At 63.4% G+C, this 18,045-nt stretch carries 22 protein-coding genes and 1 tRNA gene; 8 read left to right on the top strand and 15 right to left on the bottom strand.

Annotation, left to right across the window (positions count from 1 at the left end; all coding sequences use genetic code 11):
* Positions 1–113: 113 nt before the first annotated feature.
* The 3 genes from QEG70_RS06055 to mobC form a co-directional block, all read right to left on the bottom strand.
* Complete coding sequence (locus QEG70_RS06055) at positions 114–647, bottom strand: hypothetical protein (RefSeq protein WP_308719827.1); 534 nt, start codon at positions 645–647, stop codon at positions 114–116.
* A gap of 162 nt (positions 648–809) precedes the next feature.
* Entirely contained in the window at positions 810–2,021 is a 1,212-nt protein-coding gene (locus tag QEG70_RS06060; RefSeq protein WP_308719828.1) for a hypothetical protein, read from the bottom strand.
* A 32-nt stretch (positions 2,022–2,053) separates the two neighbouring features.
* The gene (mobC, locus tag QEG70_RS16985; RefSeq protein ID WP_374762555.1) at positions 2,054–2,251 is read right to left on the bottom strand and encodes a plasmid mobilization relaxosome protein MobC; all 198 of its coding nucleotides are present in this window, start codon (positions 2,249–2,251) and stop codon (positions 2,054–2,056) included.
* Between mobC and QEG70_RS06065 the strand changes: the two genes are divergently transcribed.
* Positions 2,174–2,407, top strand: coding sequence for a hypothetical protein (locus QEG70_RS06065; protein ID WP_308719829.1), 234 nt, complete (start codon positions 2,174–2,176; stop codon positions 2,405–2,407). The genes mobC and QEG70_RS06065 overlap by 78 nt on opposite strands.
* A gap of 242 nt (positions 2,408–2,649) precedes the next feature.
* Here QEG70_RS06065 and QEG70_RS06070 read toward each other — a convergent pair whose 3' ends face one another.
* From QEG70_RS06070 to QEG70_RS06110, 9 genes are all read right to left on the bottom strand, one after another.
* Positions 2,650–2,973 (bottom strand): hypothetical protein, encoded by a 324-nt coding sequence (locus QEG70_RS06070; RefSeq protein ID WP_308719830.1) that lies wholly within the window; start codon positions 2,971–2,973, stop codon positions 2,650–2,652.
* Positions 2,973–4,535, bottom strand: a complete 1,563-nt coding sequence (locus QEG70_RS06075; protein ID WP_308719831.1) for a site-specific integrase — start codon at positions 4,533–4,535, stop codon at positions 2,973–2,975. The genes QEG70_RS06070 and QEG70_RS06075 overlap by 1 nt, the downstream gene beginning before the upstream one ends.
* Positions 4,536–4,640: 105 nt before the next feature.
* Positions 4,641–4,728, bottom strand: a tRNA-Leu gene (locus tag QEG70_RS06080).
* Between the two features lie 277 nt (positions 4,729–5,005).
* A complete protein-coding gene (locus QEG70_RS06085; protein WP_308719832.1) occupies positions 5,006–6,532 on the bottom strand; it encodes an efflux transporter outer membrane subunit in 1,527 nt (508 codons plus the stop codon).
* A 15-nt stretch (positions 6,533–6,547) separates the two neighbouring features.
* A complete protein-coding gene (locus QEG70_RS06090; RefSeq protein WP_078525441.1) occupies positions 6,548–7,459 on the bottom strand; it encodes an HlyD family secretion protein in 912 nt (303 codons plus the stop codon).
* 27 nt (positions 7,460–7,486) lie between these two features.
* Complete coding sequence (locus QEG70_RS06095; protein WP_010510087.1) at positions 7,487–7,681, bottom strand: DUF1656 domain-containing protein; 195 nt, start codon at positions 7,679–7,681, stop codon at positions 7,487–7,489.
* Positions 7,682–7,868: 187 nt separating this feature from the next.
* A complete protein-coding gene (locus tag QEG70_RS06100; RefSeq protein ID WP_308719833.1) occupies positions 7,869–8,348 on the bottom strand; it encodes a MarR family winged helix-turn-helix transcriptional regulator in 480 nt (159 codons plus the stop codon).
* A 181-nt stretch (positions 8,349–8,529) separates the two neighbouring features.
* Positions 8,530–8,964, bottom strand: coding sequence for a hypothetical protein (locus tag QEG70_RS06105; RefSeq protein ID WP_308719834.1), 435 nt, complete (start codon positions 8,962–8,964; stop codon positions 8,530–8,532).
* Positions 8,965–9,004: 40 nt separating this feature from the next.
* On the bottom strand, positions 9,005–9,265 hold the full coding sequence (locus tag QEG70_RS06110; protein ID WP_308719835.1) for a hypothetical protein: 261 nt from the start codon (positions 9,263–9,265) through the stop codon (positions 9,005–9,007).
* Between the two features lie 101 nt (positions 9,266–9,366).
* On the opposite strand from QEG70_RS06110, the gene QEG70_RS06115 reads away from it, so the two are divergent.
* Genes QEG70_RS06115 through QEG70_RS06135 form a run of 5 tightly spaced genes read left to right on the top strand, consistent with a single transcriptional unit; the run spans position 9,367 to position 13,263 of the window.
* Positions 9,367–10,479, top strand: a complete 1,113-nt coding sequence (locus QEG70_RS06115; RefSeq protein ID WP_308719836.1) for an ABC transporter ATP-binding protein — start codon at positions 9,367–9,369, stop codon at positions 10,477–10,479.
* 44 nt (positions 10,480–10,523) lie between these two features.
* On the top strand, positions 10,524–11,555 hold the full coding sequence (locus QEG70_RS06120) for an extracellular solute-binding protein (protein ID WP_308719837.1): 1,032 nt from the start codon (positions 10,524–10,526) through the stop codon (positions 11,553–11,555).
* Entirely contained in the window at positions 11,534–12,019 is a 486-nt protein-coding gene (locus QEG70_RS06125) for a hypothetical protein (protein ID WP_308719838.1), read from the top strand. Before QEG70_RS06120 ends, QEG70_RS06125 begins: the two co-directional genes overlap by 22 nt.
* Before the next feature lie 36 nt (positions 12,020–12,055).
* Complete coding sequence (locus QEG70_RS06130; RefSeq protein WP_172159231.1) at positions 12,056–12,544, top strand: YcgN family cysteine cluster protein; 489 nt, start codon at positions 12,056–12,058, stop codon at positions 12,542–12,544.
* Complete coding sequence (locus QEG70_RS06135) at positions 12,544–13,263, top strand: M48 family metallopeptidase (RefSeq protein WP_308719839.1); 720 nt, start codon at positions 12,544–12,546, stop codon at positions 13,261–13,263. Before QEG70_RS06130 ends, QEG70_RS06135 begins: the two co-directional genes overlap by 1 nt.
* Positions 13,264–13,360: 97 nt before the next feature.
* Here the strand turns inward: QEG70_RS06135 and QEG70_RS06140 are convergent, their stop codons facing one another.
* Positions 13,361–14,164, bottom strand: a complete 804-nt coding sequence (locus QEG70_RS06140; RefSeq protein WP_308719840.1) for an NAD kinase — start codon at positions 14,162–14,164, stop codon at positions 13,361–13,363.
* Positions 14,161–15,012 carry a carbon-nitrogen hydrolase family protein gene (locus QEG70_RS06145; RefSeq protein ID WP_308719841.1) on the bottom strand — a complete coding sequence of 284 codons (852 nt, stop codon included), beginning with the start codon at positions 15,010–15,012 and terminating at the stop codon, positions 14,161–14,163. Before QEG70_RS06145 ends, QEG70_RS06140 begins: the two co-directional genes overlap by 4 nt.
* A gap of 156 nt (positions 15,013–15,168) precedes the next feature.
* Between QEG70_RS06145 and QEG70_RS06150 the strand changes: the two genes are divergently transcribed.
* Complete coding sequence (locus QEG70_RS06150; protein ID WP_172158975.1) at positions 15,169–16,128, top strand: cation diffusion facilitator family transporter; 960 nt, start codon at positions 15,169–15,171, stop codon at positions 16,126–16,128.
* On the opposite strand, the gene serB is transcribed toward QEG70_RS06150, so the two are convergent.
* Positions 16,118–17,008, bottom strand: coding sequence for a phosphoserine phosphatase SerB (gene serB / locus QEG70_RS06155; RefSeq protein WP_308719842.1), 891 nt, complete (start codon positions 17,006–17,008; stop codon positions 16,118–16,120). The genes QEG70_RS06150 and serB overlap by 11 nt on opposite strands.
* A gap of 32 nt (positions 17,009–17,040) precedes the next feature.
* Here serB and miaA point away from each other — a divergent pair, with 32 nt between their 5' ends.
* The gene (miaA, locus tag QEG70_RS06160; RefSeq protein WP_308719843.1) at positions 17,041–18,045 is read left to right on the top strand and encodes a tRNA (adenosine(37)-N6)-dimethylallyltransferase MiaA; all 1,005 of its coding nucleotides are present in this window, start codon (positions 17,041–17,043) and stop codon (positions 18,043–18,045) included.

Genomic DNA, 18,045 nt, shown 5'->3' on the forward strand with positions numbered 1-18,045 from the left:
TTTCCACTTGGACAGGTTTCGCTTTGGCCTGGTCGAGCAGCATCCTGAAACTGTTTTTGGTGTCCTTTGCGGACATGGTTTGCATGTAATCTGTTCCTCAAACATGAACCATTTTAGTGGCTCGGGACGTCCTGGCAACTAAGTTTTGATACTGCCTCAGATTTTCCGTTTCCCTGTGGGACCACATGGTGTGCGCAATCTGACCGATCGACATCAGCACGATGATCGGACGGCAGAGAGGCCGGAATAGCTCCGTCGTAGTCGTAAAAGCGATCCAGCTCCTTCAGAGCCATCTGGAACCGCCCCTGCCGTTTCAAATCCCTGACCGCAAAGCGGATGCTCTCGGGGAGCTGACGCGGAAGCCGGGCCAGCCGCTCAAGCCGGGCAACGGTCTGCCGAGCCTGCTCACAGTCCGGGGCGCGGTCCGCATGCCACCGGGCAATGACGTGAGCCCGTCTGTGCTCGGCCTCCCGGCAGCGATCCCTGATCCAGACGCGACGGGTTTTCTCATCCAGCAGGGTTTTTAGCAGTTCACGCCTGCCTTGCAGATAATCCTGCCCTGCCGCTTCCCGGTCTATGGGAACCGGAATCTGAAGTGGGTCAGGCTTCTGGCTGCTCAGTCCCAGATGATACAGGATGAACTGCACGAGATAGCGCAGGATCTCGGCCAGTTGGGCCAGCGCCTGGCGGTACTGTGCCTCCGCCTCAGATATCCTGCTCTTCCGGGAGAACAGGCCTTTCCGGGCTTCCAGCTCATCCAGTCTTTGTCGTGCCCGGGCAACGGCCTGGTTGGCGTGCTTCAGTTTGACTCAGCCTTCTCTCATCATCCTCAGGATGCAGTCTGTTTGGATATCGAGAGGACTTTCCGGACCGTAGCGCCGTTCCAGTGGATGTCGGGCATTCAGGACAGTTCGGGCAGCCTGCATCTCCTGTTTCCAGTCTTGCAGATAGATCTGGAACCCCTTGCTGAACTGTTTGGGATGCCCAGGGGAGCCGATGGACGGCAGGCGCTTTCGGAGAGCGTCCACTTCTCTCTGTGCATGGTCGTGGAGCCTGTGCCGGTCCAGTACAGACAGTGGAGCTGGCGGAGCCCAGATCAGGTCTTCGTTTTCCCGTTTCCGCTCCTCCCGCTGCTGGTGCAGGGTTTCGCGTCGTTCCAGGCGTTTGACGACTGGTCGAAGATCCACAGGGGATGGTTTGGAAGCCTCTTCTTCCAGCAGAAGACGGAAATCTTTCATGCGGACTTTCGCCAACCGTGTGAATGACCCGATCAGCATGCCATCGTCTGTCTCTATGACATGCGCCTCCCGTCGCCGGTCCGTGCGGTCTCCCGGTCGCATGCGCCAGTTCTTTGTTTTCAGGAAGCGGCGGAATGTTTTCAGGTCATTCCCGGACTTCTCCCAGAACGCCATGATCTCGCGTCTGGCCGCAGCCAGATCGAAGTCCTGCCGTTCGGTCATCCGCCGGGCCTGCGATGTGTAAGCGGAGACCGGACGTGCGAAATTTTCTTCCGGAACCAAGGAAGCAATCCTGTCCGCTGCCTCAGGATTTCCAGCCTCTCTCAGAGCCTTCGCGATCGCTTTATCGTGGCGGCCGGAGACGAGGTCATGGCCCAGCCGCAGTTCTTCCAGGCGAGCAATTTTTTCCAGGCGCTGCCATGTAAACCTGCTGCTGAGAACATGATCGTCCTGCCATTCAGGAAGAAGCAGGTGGCCATGTGTGCCGCCATCCTTTTGATGGATGACCAGTGTCAGGCGGTCGGGGTCAGCGCCCAGTTCCCGACAGATCTGGTTGGCGAAGTGGGTCAGTTGCCCATCACTCATGTGTTCGGACGGATTGAAGGCGATATGACGCAGGCCGTAGCGGATGTTTTCCCGCCGTGCTTCCTTCATCCAGTCTTTCAGCAGGTAGTCGCTGCCGAACAGAATGCGAATGGCTTCATTCTTCGGGCCAGACAGGACATGTCGTGAAACGGCCTGATGCCCACTCCTGGTTTTGATCCGGCTTTCCTGCACAATCATGGCGTCGCACCTGTGAAGACCTGATCACCGGTTCAGTGCATCACAGGAACGGAAGCAGATCGAAGCCGACGGGGCCGACCGGAACGCAGGCTACGCAGAAGGATGTCGGTCCGATCTTTGAGGCGGTCGATGTCCTGCAACGTGTCCTGGCAATGAACAGCCTCACCGAGATGAGCAGCATGAGCCAGCTGGTTCAGGTTGTTACCGATGCGCCCCAGCTCGCCCCGCAACTTCCGGATCTCGATATCGACGGCTCCACCATGACGATGGAACAGAACCGCATCCTGGAGCAGAGTGCGGACCCAGTCCGCCGTTGTGGCATGGCCAAGAAACCGGGCGGTCTTGTTCCAGCGTTCAAGCGCGTCAGGGGATGCCCGGACAGATAAACGGGAGGAGCGAACAGAAGATAAGGATCGAAAATCTGGCATGGCAGGACGTCCTGGTCTGTGGGGGTCAACGGGTGAAGCATTCCCCCTTGCCAGCTGGCGAATGGTTACCCTTGGGTAGCCGTTCGACACTGCTGGCTCAGGACAAGAAGGCCTCACAGAACAGGATAGCAATTCAAGAACCGGATTTCAGAATACACCAGAAGAAAAGTGTATCTATTGAGATTTTTTATCGAATATTCTTATTGTTCCTTCCGGATATGATGAAATCGCGTCTCGGCCACTTCCCACGGAATGCTGATTTTTGTAAAAGGACGGATTTTTAGGAGACTGTATTGTTGTCTCTTCTGATAATAATGTCCGGAGCCCTTTGCGAGCCATCCACCGATGCCCTGTGCCGCGAGAGCATGAGCAGCGCGGGAAATCTCTTCGTCGGTGGGGGGGCTGTGACGTCCGAGCAGAACGTGTCGGCCGTCTTCTACGAGAATGAGCCAGTCCTGAAATTCTGGTTTAGGAGGAGAGGGCTTCATGGCTGGAAACTCGGCTCCGTTGTAGGGGAACGGCATCAGATGTGTCCTCCAGGAGACGGCAGGCTGAAGCCCGGGTACTGAATGGCTTCGACCGTTCTTTGCAGGTTGGTGAGATCAATGCCACTGAGATATGTCGTGGCGCCCTGGCTCTTGTGGCTGGATTCATGACCCAGCAGGGCATCAATCCAGAGTTCGCGGATATCGCTGTCCTGATTTCTCAGAAGCGTCGAGACGGTATGACGGAAGCCATGGAATGTGACGGCAGGGGGGAGGCCCATCATCATCTTGTAGCGAGAGAACGCCCGGCTGAAATCGGCTCCGCGAGACCCATCCTGTGAAGCCTTCAGGTCAGGGAATAGGTATTTCTCCTCCGCTTTTCGGAATGTCAGGAGGCCCCAGTCCCGCAAAGCGGAATGAATGGGAACAAGACGCTCTCCCGCTTCGGTCTTGGGGGACCAGTTGTCTTCAGGATGTGCACAGATACGGAAGCAGGGAAAACCCTCCACGTCCTGGATATCCTCATTGCGCAGGTTGCAGATTTCTCCAAGACGCATGCCGCTATAGGCGGCGACCATCGTAATGCCCATGAAGATCTCTGCCGGAATGCTGCAAGCGGGCCATGGCGTCCGGGCCAGTTTGTTCATTTCTTCCTGCGTCCATGCTCGTCGGGGTGTGCGCTTGCTCAGGTTGAAGTCCCAGCCGCGCCAGGGGTTCTCTTTCGCCATGTTCCTGCGCACAAGGTCACCCCACAGGGATGACGCGCACATGAAGTGGTTCTTGACGGTTTTCGCGCTGAGTGTCGGAAGGTCCTGTGAGGCGGCCCTGTCGATTTCTTCCTGAAGGGACAGGGTTCTGTTTTTGCCATGGGATGCCGGGAGCGAAAACAGGACATCCCGGAAATTGCCTGCGACCTCGCCATCAATCTGGCAGAGGGGAAGATCGCCAAAAGCGTCCATGAAAAGGGTGACAGTTCGCGAGGTGGCCCGCTGTGTCTCTGGGCTCTTGGCTGGTTTGCTGTTTAGAAACCGTTTCAGGGCGGCAGACAGCAGGACAGGTGGTTTCGTCTTTGATGGTGGTGTGGCGGGGACGGTTCCGGGTGTTTCGGAGGGCGTCGCCTCTGGCTGAGGAGCCGGGATAACGGGAGCGGATCGGGCGGTCGTGCTCTCGATGGCCTTGGTCAAGGTGCTGACAAGCGTGTCATGGAGCCGTCTGATTTCGGTTTCCAGAATCTTTTTCTCGGCCTGGGTCGTCCGCGTTTCCTGTACTGCTTGATAGGCCAGCGCTGTCAGCTCTGTCTGCTGCTTGAGGGCAATCGCGATGACTTCCTCGAGGTTTTCCTGATAATGTTTGACGTCGCGGGCATGGTTCAGGACACTCTTGTAATACTGGGCCTTTCCAGCCATTTCGGCCGCTTCGACAGAGGCTTTCTGGATAAGCTTCTGCTGGGCGAGCATGTCGCGATAATCATCCATCAGCGCATAGGCAAGCTCTTCATTCGTTCGCAGCCCGCGTTCGCGTATGTAGGCGATCAGACGTGGGTTGGTAATGGACGCATCCGGGAATGAGGAAACCTTGGGAGGCGTCTGTGAAGGGCTCACGCTGCGAAGGCTCCGGAAAAGATCGGTGGTCTGGGCGTGCAGGTCTGCCGCACGGCGTCTGGCTTCTATCTTGCCTGCGGTTCCCAATGAAATCAGAGAGTTATGTGGTGCGAGCTGCGGGACTCGAACCCGCACGCCCAGTTACAGGCGCAAGATTTTAAGTCTCGTGCGTCTACCATTCCGCCAAGCTCGCATATGCCACCCTGTTTAGCATATACAGGGCATAGCACAATCATCAGTCCTGATTTTATTGAATTGAAGTGTTGCTGCTCTATTCATAAATCGTGGCAGTCTGGGTCAGTTTATAAAGACCAGCCCATGTAATGCGCAGGGCATCAGGTCGGTCAAAAAGCGTAATGCGTTCTTCGAAGCTTTTTTAAAAAAGCTTCACCAAAAACTTTCCTATGATTTCTTTCCCGTCAGTGGTGCACAACCTGCCGCGCCACCAGGGCGGGGCAGGCCGAACCGCATTACTGCTGGAAGGCGCGCGCCAGCATGTTCTGCTTTTCAAGCGACACAGGCAGGGTGGTATTGGTAAGCGCAATGCCCTGCCAGCCCGCGCCGAGTGCGGTGTAAAGGTTGATCGCATCCTGCAGGCGCTCCAGCCGGGCCATGGCTTCGGCATTCTGGGCGTTCAGCGTGGTGCGCTCGGTTGTCAGCACTTCCAGGAAGCCGACAAGACCTGCCGCATACAGCTTGCGGGCGCGTTCGCTGGCCAGGGCGCTGTCTTCCGCAGCCTTGGCCAGCAGTTCGGTGTGTTCCTCATCATCATGCCAGGCGGCCATCGCATCCTCGACTTCCTTGAAGCCGTTCAGCACGGACTGCCGGTAGGCCAGGCGGCTTGCCTCCGCCGCAGCCTGCGCCATGCGGATCTGCGAGGTGTATTTGCCGCCATGCATCAGGGGCAGCGAGGCCATCATCAGGAACTGCCAGCTCATGCCCCCCATCTGGAACACCTGGTACAGCGCCGATGCGTTGGGGTTGAAGTTCAGCGGAATGGTGAAGTTGGGGTAAAGCTGGGCCACCGCCACGCCAATGCGCGCCGTGGCTTCGGCATAGGTGCGCTCGGCCTTGCGGATGTCGGGACGGTTGGCAATGACCATGGAGGGCAGCGTGGCGGGGAATTCCGGCACCGGCGGCAGCGGCTTGGCCACTTTCAGTTCCAGCTCCGACGTGCCCGGCATCTGGCCCATCAGCACGTCGATGGCATGGGTGATCTGGGAGATATGGGTCTTGAGCGGTTCGCGCGCGGCGGTCTGGGAATCCAGCTCCGCCTTGGCCTGCGCGATCTGCATGGTGTTGCCCACGCCTTCAAGGTACAGCCGGTTGGTCAGGTCATAGGCATCCTGCGCCACATGGATGTTGTTGTTGGCAATTTCCAGCCGCAACTGCTGGTCGCGCAGCATCATGTAATCGCCCGCAAGCTCCGACAGCATCATGACCATGACGCCACGACGGTCCTCGATCGATTCCTCGACCGCGCGGTTCTCGGCTTCCACCCCACGGCGGATGCGGCCGAATACGTCGATCTGCCAGCTTGCGCTGAACCCGTAGCCCAGATACGCGGCCTGGGGCTGGTTGGCGGAACCTGCCGCTGAGCCGGGGCGCAGCGGCCAGTTATCGATATTGACCGAATAGCGCACATTACCGGCCGAGGCCTGCGTATCGACCTGCGGATACCACTGCGATGCCTGCACATCGCGGATGGCGCGCTCGGCCATGATCCGCTGGCCCGCCACCTGCAGGTTGTAGTTGCCTGCAATGGCCTTGTCGATCAGCTTGTCGAGTTCAGGATCCTTGAAGAGGTGCCACCACTCCTTGAGTTCCTTGTTGGTGTCCTCGATTTCCTCGGGGGTGGCGGTATGCTCGTCCTCGGTGAACTTGGCGGGAAGTTTCATCCGGTCCGGCTGGTAGCGCGGCCCCACCGTGCAACCGGCCAGGAAGATGGCCGATGTCAGGAACAGGCCGGTCCTGCGGGTAACTGAAGTGATGTTCATGATCGTGCCCGCGCCTTACAGGTGGTCTTGCAGCCATGTCGTCAGGCGGCCGCGCTGCGTGCGGGCCTGCGGGCCGACGCTGATCGTGGCCGTCATGCCGGCGGCGAGTGTCACGCTGTCGGGCACATGGTCAAGGTGGATACGGACCGGGATACGCTGTGCAAGCCGCACCCATGTGAAGATCGGGCTGACATCCTGCAGGCCAAGCCCGTCGGGGCGGCCGTTCTGGTCATTGATACCGCGTGCGATGCTGACCACGTGGCCGGGAATGATGTCCTTGTAGCCCATGAGCTTGACGCGGGCCTCGTCGCCCACATGCACGCCCCACATCTTGGTTTCCTCGAAGTAGCCGTTGACCCAGTAGGAGTCGGCGTCGATCACGGCCAGCCGGGCATGCCCCTCGGTCACGTAATCACCGATCCGCAGGTTGAGGTTGGTGATGTTGCCGTTGACGGGCGAATACAGGATGGAGCGCTGCAGGTTCAGCTTGGCCAGGTCAAGGGCGGCGCGCGCCGCATCGACCGAGGCGATCTGGGTGGCCACGTTCGAGTTGAATACTTCCTGCTCTTCCGCCGAGACAATGCCGCCAAGGCCCATGCGGCGGCGGGCGTCGTTCTGCTTGAGCTTGAGGTCTTCAAGCGCGCCATCGAGCCGGGCCTGCGCCTCGCGGATGGCAAGGCGGAAGCGCACGGGGTCAAGCACGAACAGAGGGTCGCCGCGATGGACGTACTGGTTGTCCACCACCGGCAGTTGCACCACCGTGCCCGATACTTCCGGCGCCACGTCAACGACATAGACGCGGACGCGGCCGTCACGCGTCCAGGGGGCAATCATGTAGGTGTCCCATAAAGTGATGCCCATGACGACGGCCATCGTCACGACCGCCAGGGTCAGGACCACACGGATCAGGGTGCGCAGGAGAGGCATGGGGATTCTCGAACCTTCTTGGGACAGTCAGATGTACAGGATCATCAGGCACAGGACGCAAGTGTATAGCGCGACCTCGAACAGGGCGAGATGCCAGAACCATTTCATTATGCCGCACCACCACAGCAGCGAGCGCAACAGCATGGTGACAGGCAGCGCAGCGACGGCATAGACGACAATCGGTGCCATGAAGACACCGAAGAGGTTGAATTCGCTCAGCATCAGGCGGTTCTCATTCCGAACGGTCCCGTTGAAGGAGAAGCAGGCAGCGACACCCGGTGACAGACTCCGCGCCGCTGTGCCGCTATCTGTAGCCGACACGGCGGCGGGAAGAAACCGTCAATGGTGCCACAATGCAGGGACACGCCCCCGGCATGGGGTGGAAAAAGGGGGGGAGAGGGCAGGGGCATCACCGCATTGCCACCGTCTGGGGGGGGAGGGCGGGTTTTTTATGCAGGTTGGCTTCGATCCGCTCGAAAACCGAATAGCAGGCCAGCAGTTCCGGTGAGGAAATGCCATGCAGCAGGCGGCTCGACACGGCTTCCACCGCGTGGCGCACCTGGCGTGCCGTGCGTTCGCCTTTTTCCGTCAGGCTGACGAGTTTCGAGCGTTTATCTTCATGGTCGGGGGAACGGAACACGAGGTCGCGGCGTTCGAGTACATCAAGCAGGCGGGCGACAGATGGGGCTTCGATTTCAAGCACGCGCACGAGGTCTGTCTGGCGCACGGGGGGCGGCAGCAGGCCAAGATACAGGACGGGGCGCCATGTCGCTTCGGTCAGGCCATATTCGCGCAGGTCGTGATCGACCTGCCGGCGCCACGCAGCACCAAGCCGGGCGAGGCGGCGACCGAACGACAGTTCCTTCTTGTTGCGCTCCAGATCGGGCATCGGGCTCCGCCAGCAGGAACATACAGATATTAAGCATGCAAACCATTTGCGTGCTTAGTATGTCCGGAAGCTGCACGTTTCCAGAAAACGCCAATGTGAGCCAATGCAATTTCAGCATGGATACTATCTGGCAATGACGTGGATCATTGCCAGATAGTTCGTGTGCGGCGGTCTGCTGGCGTTATTTGCCGCGACCGGACAGGCTGCGCAGCAGCCCCCATATTGCCCGGAAGGTATGGCGCGTGAGCGGACCCGCCACCGTGGTGGCCACGGCGGACAGCGCCACGGTCTGCCGCAGTTCGTTCAGGGCGTGCTCGCGTGCGAATCGTACGCGGATTTCCTCTGGCGTCATGTAGGAGCGGCGGCCCATCACCAGGCCCATGAGCACCACGAGCACATCGGCCGCGAAGACCATGGCCGCAGCGCCAAGGGCGCTGAAGCCCAGGGTCTGGTAACAGAAGGCCCATAGCAGCCCATGGCCTGAAATGACGGCAAAGAAGGCAAATATCGCTGCCACAACCAGGAACGCGGCCTGACGACCAAGACGGATCGCCATCAGTTTACGTAGGGTCAGTTCCCCTTCAATGATGGTTTTACCGATTTCGCCTATTCTCATGATGCTCGCATGTCCTCTGGTTACGGCAGGCTAGAATGCCTTATTTCGTTGCGCGGCCAAGAAAATAGCCGATCACCGAGAAAATGGCGATAGCCACAAACGAACGAGCGCGTGAGCCGCCTTTTTTGGGAGCATGCTCTTCCAGGCTTTCACGGGCCTGGCCCGCCAGCTTCTCGGCCTTGCCCGCAACTTCATGCAGCGCCTGCTTGCCATGCGTGTGCAGCAGGGTCTCGATGTGGCTTTTCAGGGCCTGCAGGTCTTCGTGGGTCACGTTCTTGATGGTGTCCGTGGTCTTGCTCATTGTCGTTTCCTTTTTAGGGCGGGTGAAGCGGATAATCCTCTGGCAAGGAGGTAACCATTGCTTATAACGCTTTATCCCCCCAGTCAGGTTTCTGTTATCGCATGTCTCCTTTCTCCATACGGCTGGTTGCCAACGCGCTGGCCGCTTCTCCCGGCGCGTCGGGCCTGTCCTTTTCGGCGGCGACCGGGGCGTGCCTGGCCATTGTCAATGAGCAGGCGGCCTGCCTGAGCGCGGTTGCCGACCTGCTGGCAGGCCATGTGCCAGCAGGGGCCGGGCAGCTCATGATCGATGGCGTGGATGTCACGGCCCTCCCGCCCGAGGGCCGCCCATGCACGCTGGTTGGCTGGCGTGACCCTTTGTTCGCGCATATGAGCGTGCAGGCCAATCTTGCCTTCGGGCTGCGGGCGCGGGGCATGGAGTCGCACGCGGCGATGGCGCGGGTGCGCGGCGTGCAGGCCCTGCTCGGGCTTGACGGGCTGGAGCAGGCCCGCCCGGCAACGCTCACCCCCGAGCAGGCGCTGCGCGTCATGCTGGGCCGCGCCCTGGTGTTCGAGCCGCCCGTGCTGGTGCTTGAAGATGTTTTTGCGCCGCTGCCTGCCGCCAGTCGCCGCGCCATGCGTCGCCTCGTCGCCCGCCTTGTCCGCGCGCGCGGGCTGTGCGTGGTGTTGCTGACCCGCGCGCGTGAGGATGCCCTGCTGCTTGGCGATACGATCGCCTGCATGCACGGCATGGAGGTGCTGCAGGTGGGCACGGCGCGCGACCTGTTTGAGCGCCCCGCCTGTGACCGCGTGGCCACCGAATTTGGCGATGCCAATGCTCTGACCGTGCGCGTGGCCAGCGTGGAGGATGACGTGGCGCTGGCTCACCTGCCCGGCGGCCTGCCGGTCGAGGCCATGGCCATGCCCGGCGTTGCGCCGGACCAGCTGGCCACCTTGTGCATCCGCCCCGACCGGGTGGCCGTGATGTTTCCCTCCCGCCCCGGCATGACGGGGGCCGACCCTGACGAGCCACCCCTGCTCGCGGCCACGCTGACCGACATGCGCCAGATGGGTGACCATGTGCTGCTGCGCCTGCGGCTGGAAAACGGGGCCGAACTGCTCGTGCGCCGCCCCCCCACTGCCGCCCTGCAACGCGTGGCGCCGGGGCAGGCGGCAGTGCTGGCGTGGCAGCCCGCGCAGGCAATGGCCTTTCCGTTCCGGGGTGAAATGGGGTAGCGTCCGCCATCTTCCGTCCCCGCCCGAAAGGCTGTTTCCCGCCCGTGTTCCAGATTGTGCCCCGTCGTTTCCTCAGCGCCATCCTGCTCGGCCTGCTCGCTGCCGTGATCGCCCTGCCCCTGCCGTGGGCGGGCGTGCAGGCGGCCGCCCGCATCCACCACGCCCCCGCGCTGGTGGTGGCCAGCACGGAGCCACAGCTCGGTCCGGCGCAGGATGCCGCGTTTTTCCAGCCTTTCAGGCAGGCCACGGGGCAGTCCGTTACGCGCAGGGCCTGGACGGGCGCCCTGCCGGACCTCGAGTCCCACGGTGTGCAGGCCGGGGGGAGTGCCAGCGCGTGGTCGATGGTTTTTGCCGAGGATACCACCATCCGCGCCGCCTGCATGCAGGGCCTTGTGGTGCATCTGGCAGGCAGCGCCACCAACCCTGATGGCTGCGGCGCGCCGGGGCTGGCAACACAGGTCGTGGTGGCATGGGACCAGACATGGCGTGACAGCGCGCCGCGCTGGAGTGATTTCTGGGATATCGTGCGCTTTCCGGGCAAGCGTGGCCTGCGGCGCGACCCGCGCACCACCCTCGAGATCGCGCTGCTGGCCGATGGCGTGCCGCCCGCCCAGGTTTATGGCCAGCTTTCCACGCCGCAGGGCGTTGACCGCGCCTTTCGCAAACTCAGCCAGCTACGTCCTTATATAACGTGGTGGTCCACCCCCAATGAGGCGGCAAGCCTCCTGTCACGCAAGCAGGTGCTCATGGGCAGCGCGCCGCTTGAGGCCGTAAACGGCGTCGCCGCGCGTGGGGAGCCGGTGCGGATTGGCGTCAATGCCGACATGGCGCTGTCCTATGACCTGTCATGGGCGGTGGTGGCGGGGCAGTCCGCCGAGCGGCTGGGCAAGTCGCGCGACCTGCTGCATTTCATTGTCCAGCCAGACCGGCAGGGCGCTTTTGTGGCAGCAGCACCCGCAGGGCCGTCCGGCTCAGGCCATCCGGCGGCCCTGCTGCCCGTTGATGTGCAGTTCTGGCAGGTGAATTACGCGCCGCTGTCCCGGCGGTTCGCGCTATGGCTGCGCAAGGCGGGCTGATGCTGCCCCGCCTTGCCACCCACCCGCTCGGCGCCCTGGTGGCCGATGGATGCGGCACCGCGCTGGGGCTTGGGCTGGCCTGCATACTGGTGCTGGGCGCGCAGGCCCTTATGCATCGGGCCTGGCCCGCGCGGTGCGTGGTGCTGCGTGGCCTCATGCTGGCGCTTACGCTGCCGGGGCTGGCGCTGGCGCTGCTGTGGCCGGGCCTTGCGGGCCAAGGTGGCGGCATGGGGAGCGTGGCGCAGGGAGCGTTTGTGGCGCCCGCGGCCCTGTGGCCGCTGCTGCGCGTGCTTGATGCCGTGCCGCCCGGCCTGTCGCGCACGGCGCGCGGGCTTGGCGCCGGGGCGCAGGCACGGCTGCGCCTGCTGTGGCTGCCCCTGCTGGCGGCCCCGGTGGCGGGGGTGGGTATGTTCTGCGCGGTGATGACCGTGCTGTGCGCCATGGCGGCGGCGGCACTGCAATGAAGAAAATATACGGATGCGATATGGCAGGACGACATCATGACCGATGAGACCCCTCCTTTCTGGGAGACGACGCCGCTGGCGCAGATGACCCGCGCGCAGTGGGAATCGCTGTGCGATGGCTGCGGGCGGTGCTGCCTGCACAAGCTGCGCGAGGACGAGACGGACGAGGTGCTGTTTACCGATGTTGCCTGCCGCCTGCTCGACACCACCACCTGCCTGTGCACCGATTACGCCCACCGCCACCGCCGGGTGCAGGACTGCATCAGCCTGACGGCGGAAATGCTGGCCGATATCGACTGGCTGCCGCCTACCTGCGGTTACGTGCTGGTGCGCGATGGCGAGCCGCTGCCCTGGTGGCACCCGCTGGTGTCCGGCACGCACGAGACGGTGCATGAGGCGGGCATATCGGTCAGTGGCCGGGTCATCAGCGAGCGCCGCGCGGGCCTGCTGGAGGACCACATCATCGACTGGCCCGGCGAGGCCCCGAAGGATGCATTCTGCCGCACCCGCCCGCGCGGGCGCTGATGGCGCAGGGCGCGGAACCGGAAGACGGGCTGGAACTCGTGCCCATCGCATCGGGGTCGGTTCCGGTGCGCTGGCGTGTCTCGGCGCGGGCGCGGCGGATTTCCATGCGCATCGACCCCGTGGCGGGGCATGTGGTCATGACCCTGCCGCGCGCGGCGCGCAGGACGGATGGGCTGGCCCTGCTGCGCGCCCATTCCGGCTGGGTTGCCGCCGGCCTTGCACGCCTGCCGCCTGCCGCCGAACTGCGCCATGGCGGCCATGTGCTGCTTGATGGCCAGAGCCGTGAAATCGTGCACTGCCCCGAGGCCCGGCGCGGCGTGTGGCTGGAAGAAGGCCGCCTGCATGTGAGCGGTGCGGCCGCGTTCATCTCCCGGCGCGTCATGGCCTATCTGCGCGCGCAGGCGCAGGTGCTGCTGCCCGCGCGGCTGCGCCTTCAGGCCGAGGCCAGCGGCCTGCGCCCCAGCCAGCTCAGGCTGCGCGATACGAAAAGCCGCTGGGGCAGTTGCTCATCCGATGGCAGCATCATGCTGTGCTGGCGGCTGGTCATGGCGCCTCAGGAGGTGCAGCATTACATCATCGCCCATGAACTCGCCCATTTGCGGCACATGAATCACGGCCCGGATTTCTGGCTGCTGGTCGATCAGCTTACGCCCCACCGCCGCCAGGCCGAGAAATGGCTGCGGGCCAATGGCGCAAGCCTGCACCGGCTGGTTGGGTAAAAGGGAACGGATCAAAGTTTTTGGGTGCCGCCTTTTTTCAAAAAGGCGGTGTTCTTTCGAAGCTTTTTGCAAAAAGCTTCACCAAAAACTTTTGTTTTCAGGCCGTAAACTGCTCGGCGATGATCCGTTCCGAAAGGCTCTGCCCGGGGTCGAACAGCACGGTGGTGTGCAGTTCGCGCGCCTCGCTGATCTCGACGGAGATCACATCGCGCACCTCGGTAAAATCCGCCACGGCGGCGACGGGGCGCTTGTCGGTTTCCAGAATGTCAAAGCGCACCCGCGCGGTGGAGGGCAGCAGCGCCCCACGCCACCGGCGCGGGCGGAAGGCGCTGATGGGGGTGAGCGGCAGCAGGTTGGCCGAGAGCGGCACGATCGGCCCGTGGGCCGAGAGGTTGTAGGCGGTCGAGCCTGCGGGGGTCGAGATCAGCACGCCATCGCAGATCAGCTCGGGCAGGCGCACGCGCCCGTCCACCCCGATGCGGATCTTGGCCGCCTGGCGTGTCTGGCGGAACAGGAACACGTCATTGAGGGCGAGGGCATGCACGCACTGGCCATCCATGGTGGTGGCCTGCATGCGCAGCGGGTGCAGGATGGCCACCTGGGCTGCGGCCAGCCGGGTGGGCAGGTCATCAGGCACGGCAGGGTTCATCAGGAAGCCCACCGTGCCGCAGTTGATGCCGTAAACCGGCAGCGTGCGCCCAAGGGTGGTGTGCAACGTCTCCAGCATGAAGCCATCACCGCCAAGGCAGATCAGGGCATCCGCCTCCTCGGGCGGGCACTGGCCGTACTGGTCCACCAGCCGCTTGCGCCATATCTCGGCGCTCTCGTTGGGGGCGGCGGCGAAGCAGAGTTTCGTGGGAATGTACCCATCGGCCCAGCCGGGGTACGACATGTCGGTCATGGAGTGTGGATGGACAGGCGGTGATGCGCCATGACCGGCATGCGCGCGCGCGTGCTGTCAATCACGCCGCGCTCGATGCGCGCGGTGCTCCAGCCCGGTCCGTCCGAGACCTGCGCCACGATGGTGCCCCACGGGTCGATGATCATGGAATGGCCATAGGTGCGGCGCGGCTGGCCAGCGGCATCGGTGTGGGTGCCGGTGGTGCCGCAGGCCACCATCCAGCACTGGGTCTCGATGGCGCGGGCGCGCAGCAGCGTCTCCCAATGGGCCAGACCGGTCTCGACGGTAAAGGCAGCAGGCACCAGCAGCACGTTGGCGCCACGCGCGCGCAGCGCATGGAACAGCGCGGGGAAGCGGATGTCGTAGCAGATGGCAAGCCCGGCGGTGAGATCGGGGGAAAGCGGGGCGGTGACAATGTCGGAGCCGGGCTCGTAGGTATCGCTCTCGCGGTAGCCCTCGCCGCCGGGGGTGGTCACGTCAAACAGGTGGATCTTGCGGTAGCGCGCGACTTCGTTGCCCTGCGGGTTGAACACAAGGGCGGTGTTGAACAGCTTCTCCCCATGCCGCTCGCCAATCGAGCCGCCATGCACGCTCACGCCATGCGCGCGCGCAATGCCGGACAGGAAGCGGTACAGCGGCCCGGCCTCGCCCGTGCCATCGGGGGCAGGCAGCACTTCGGCTGCGGCGAATTTCATGTCGTTCGTGCCGCCAAGGCAGCTCCACATCTCGGGCAGCACCACGAGGTCGGGCTTGTCGGCGGTGATGGCGGCGGTGATGAGGGCGCGGGCGGTGTCGATATTCTCGGGCGCGGAGGCGCCAGGCGCCATCTGGATGACGGTGGTGCGCATCTGGGCTGGTACTCCGTAGGCAGTGCCGCGTGACCATAGGACAGGCGGCCCGCCCCTAGCAACCGGCACGCTGGCCTGCCGCACTGTTAAGCTGCCGCACTGTTAAAAGGGGGCGTGGCGCGATAGGATGGCCTCTGGTTCAATATTGAAAAATCAATGGCACATTCCTCATCTTCCCGAACGGTCATCTTTGCAGCGCTTGGCGGCAACCTGCTGGTGGCGGCCACCAAGTTTGGCGCGGCCTTCCTGACCGGCAGCGCCTCCATGCTCAGCGAGGCCATCCATTCCCTGATCGATACCGGCAACCAGGGCCTGCTGCTCGTGGGCATGAAGCGCGCGACCCGCCCGGCCACGGCCACGCACCCGTTCGGCTACGGGCTGGAGCTGTATTTCTGGACCTTCGTGGTGGCGCTGCTCATCTTTGGCCTCGGCGCCGGGGTGTCACTGTATGAGGGGATCATCCACATCATCCACCCGCAGCCGGTGGCGCATGTGCTGGTCAATTACGCCGTGCTGGTGGCGAGCATCGTGTTTGAAGGCTCGGTGTGGCTGATGGCGCTGCGGGCCTTCCGCAAGGAGGGCAAGGGCCGGCGCGGCTGGGTGGAAGCCGTGCAGATGAGCAAGGACCCCACCGTGTTCACCGTCCTGTTCGAGGATACGGCGGCGCTGAGCGGGCTGTTCGTGGCGCTTTTGGGCAATGTGCTGGCCGAGTGGCTGGACATGCCGGTGCTTGATGGCGTGGCGTCGATCATCATCGCCTTCATCCTTGCGGTCACGGCGACCTTCCTCGCGCGCGAATCCCAGTCGCTGCTGACGGGTGAGGGCGTTGCGCCGGAAGTGCTGCGCGCGCTGCGCACCATGGCGCTCGGCGCGGACGGGGTGGAGCGGCTGAACGAGATCCGCTCCATGCATTTCGGCCCGCGCGACGTGCTGGTGGTAATCAGCCTCGATTTTCGCAATGACATGACGGCGGGGCAGGTCGAGATCGTGGTCAGCACGCTCGAGCGCCAGATCAAGCAGGCCTACCCCGAGGTCACGCGCGTGTTCATCGAGGCGCAGGACAGCCGTGGCCAGCCCGCCGCCACTGCTGCCCGCGGCACGGCCGTCACGCCGTGACGAATTCCGCCGCCCGGTAGCCCTGCGCGAAGAGCAGGCTGCGCAGCGTGGTGGCGTTGACCTGGTTGCTGATCTCGCGCCGCACGGCAGGCTTGGCGTGGAAGGCGATGCCCAGCCCCGCCACCCGCAGCATGGCCAGGTCGTTCGCGCCATCGCCCGTGGCCAGCGCATCTTCCACGTTCACGCCCTGAGCCGCGACAAGACGCCGCAGGTGCGCAAGTTTGGCATCCGGGCCTAAAATGGGCTGGCCCACCGCGCCGGTCAGGCTGTCGCCTTCGGTGAGCAGGGTATTGGCATGGTTTTCATCAAAGCCGCACAGACCGGCCACCCGGCTGGTAAAGAACGTGAACCCGCCAGACACCAGCGCCGTGCGCGCCCCGTTGGCCCCCATGGTGCGTACCAGTTCGGCAGCCCCCGTGTTGAGCCTGACGTCCTTCCACGCTTTTTCCAGCAAGGTCACGGGCAGGCCGCGCAGCAGGGCCACGCGCTCGCGCAGGGCGGCCTCGAATTCGATCTCGCCATTCATGGAGCGGCGCGTGATCTCGGCAATCTTCTCGCCAATGCCGGCATGGGCGGCGATGTCGTCCAGCGTTTCGCAACTGACAATGGTGCTGTCCATGTCGGCCACCAGCACGCGCTTGCGGCGGTTGCCAGCGGGCGTTACCAGCACGTCGATATGGGCCTTGGCGAACATGTCGCGCAGGGCCGCGATGTTGGGGGCCGTGCAGGCCATCTCGACCGCTTCGCCTTCCGACAGGGTCACGGGGGTGGCAGCGCCAGCAAGGTCGCGCGCGGCTTTGATATCGACCGCTGTGAGCGATGTGGCGTCACGGTTGGCCACCAGTACAAGGGTATGGGCGTGGGAAGGGGAATCAGCCATGGGGTCCGGGGTCAGTGAAAAAGGATGAAACAATGACACGCCCCCCCTCAGGGCAGGCGCGCGTGGCGCTAATCGTGGCGGGTCCGACCTGTTCGGGCAAGTCCGCACTCGCGCTGGCGCTGGCGCGGCATGTGGGCGGCACCATCATCAACACCGATTCGATGCAGGTCTACCGCGACCTGCGTATTCTCACCGCCCGCCCCACCATGGCGGAGGAAGCCTGCGTGCCCCATGCGCTGTATGGCGTGCTGCCCGCTTCGCGTAATGGCTCGGTGGCGTGGTGGCGCGAACAGGCGCTGGCGGCGGCGGAGCGCGCGTGGGATGCCGGGCGTGTGCCGATATTCTGTGGTGGCACGGGCATGTATTTCCGCGCGCTGACCGATGGGCTGGCTGATATTCCCCAGCCGCCCCCCACCATCCGCGAACGTGCGCGTGGCCTGCTGGCCGAACTTGGCGCCCCCGCCCTGCATGCCCGCCTGCAGCAGCTTGACCCCGAAACCGCCGCCACCCTGCGCCCCAATGATGGCCAGCGCCTGGCCCGTGCGTGGGAGGTGCATGCCGCCACCGGTCATGGCATGGCGTGGTGGCGGCGGGAGGCCGTGCTGCCCGGGCTTGATGCCCGCTTCATTGCCGTAAGGCTGCACCCCGCGCGTGACGGGCTGCGCGCGGCCATTGCCCGGCGCTTTCATGCCATGCTCGGGCAGGGTGCCATGGCGGAGGTGGAAGCCCTGCTGGCACAAAACCTGCCGCCCGACCTGCCCGCCATGCGGGCCCATGGCGTGCCCGAACTTGCCGCGGTGCTGCGTAGCGAGATGACGCTAGCGGATGCGGCGGCGCGCGCCATTACGCTGACCGGGCAATATACCAAGCGGCAGGCCACATGGTTTGCCCATCACCCGTGTGCTGCCCCGGCGGACACGTTTTTATATGAAAAACGATTCGAAAAAGACAAAACCGCGCAACAAATGGAAAGCGAAGACGATAAAATCATTTCTTTTGTTATTAAACGCATTGACGCGGGCCAAGGCTTTCCGTAA

Origin of the sequence: Komagataeibacter xylinus (assembly GCF_031081985.1) — a bacterium.
Taxonomy (GTDB): domain Bacteria; phylum Pseudomonadota; class Alphaproteobacteria; order Acetobacterales; family Acetobacteraceae; genus Komagataeibacter; species Komagataeibacter xylinus_E.

What these genes read in the sequence shown, in the direction of transcription:
- QEG70_RS06150 (WP_172158975.1), top strand. Translation starts at nt 15,169, where the DNA reads ATGGCACATTCCTCATCTTCCCGAACGGTCATCTTTGCAGCGCTTGGC.
- QEG70_RS06100 (WP_308719833.1), bottom strand. Translation starts at nt 8,348, where the DNA reads ATGCCCGATCTGGAGCGCAACAAGAAGGAACTGTCGTTCGGTCGCCGC.
- QEG70_RS06090 (WP_078525441.1), bottom strand. Translation starts at nt 7,459, where the DNA reads ATGCCTCTCCTGCGCACCCTGATCCGTGTGGTCCTGACCCTGGCGGTC.
- QEG70_RS06125 (WP_308719838.1), top strand. Translation starts at nt 11,534, where the DNA reads ATGGCTGCGCAAGGCGGGCTGATGCTGCCCCGCCTTGCCACCCACCCG.
- serB (WP_308719842.1), bottom strand. Translation starts at nt 17,008, where the DNA reads ATGGCTGATTCCCCTTCCCACGCCCATACCCTTGTACTGGTGGCCAAC.
- QEG70_RS06095 (WP_010510087.1), bottom strand. Translation starts at nt 7,681, where the DNA reads ATGCTGAGCGAATTCAACCTCTTCGGTGTCTTCATGGCACCGATTGTC.
- QEG70_RS06135 (WP_308719839.1), top strand. Translation starts at nt 12,544, where the DNA reads ATGGCGCAGGGCGCGGAACCGGAAGACGGGCTGGAACTCGTGCCCATC.
- QEG70_RS06110 (WP_308719835.1), bottom strand. Translation starts at nt 9,265, where the DNA reads ATGAGCAAGACCACGGACACCATCAAGAACGTGACCCACGAAGACCTG.
- QEG70_RS06070 (WP_308719830.1), bottom strand. Translation starts at nt 2,973, where the DNA reads ATGCCGTTCCCCTACAACGGAGCCGAGTTTCCAGCCATGAAGCCCTCT.
- QEG70_RS06065 (WP_308719829.1), top strand. Translation starts at nt 2,174, where the DNA reads ATGAACAGCCTCACCGAGATGAGCAGCATGAGCCAGCTGGTTCAGGTT.
- QEG70_RS06085 (WP_308719832.1), bottom strand. Translation starts at nt 6,532, where the DNA reads ATGAACATCACTTCAGTTACCCGCAGGACCGGCCTGTTCCTGACATCG.
- QEG70_RS06140 (WP_308719840.1), bottom strand. Translation starts at nt 14,164, where the DNA reads ATGACCGACATGTCGTACCCCGGCTGGGCCGATGGGTACATTCCCACG.
- miaA (WP_308719843.1), top strand. Translation starts at nt 17,041, where the DNA reads ATGACACGCCCCCCCTCAGGGCAGGCGCGCGTGGCGCTAATCGTGGCG.
- QEG70_RS06145 (WP_308719841.1), bottom strand. Translation starts at nt 15,012, where the DNA reads ATGCGCACCACCGTCATCCAGATGGCGCCTGGCGCCTCCGCGCCCGAG.
- QEG70_RS06105 (WP_308719834.1), bottom strand. Translation starts at nt 8,964, where the DNA reads ATGAGAATAGGCGAAATCGGTAAAACCATCATTGAAGGGGAACTGACC.
- QEG70_RS06115 (WP_308719836.1), top strand. Translation starts at nt 9,367, where the DNA reads ATGTCTCCTTTCTCCATACGGCTGGTTGCCAACGCGCTGGCCGCTTCT.
- QEG70_RS06060 (WP_308719828.1), bottom strand. Translation starts at nt 2,021, where the DNA reads ATGATTGTGCAGGAAAGCCGGATCAAAACCAGGAGTGGGCATCAGGCC.
- QEG70_RS06130 (WP_172159231.1), top strand. Translation starts at nt 12,056, where the DNA reads ATGACCGATGAGACCCCTCCTTTCTGGGAGACGACGCCGCTGGCGCAG.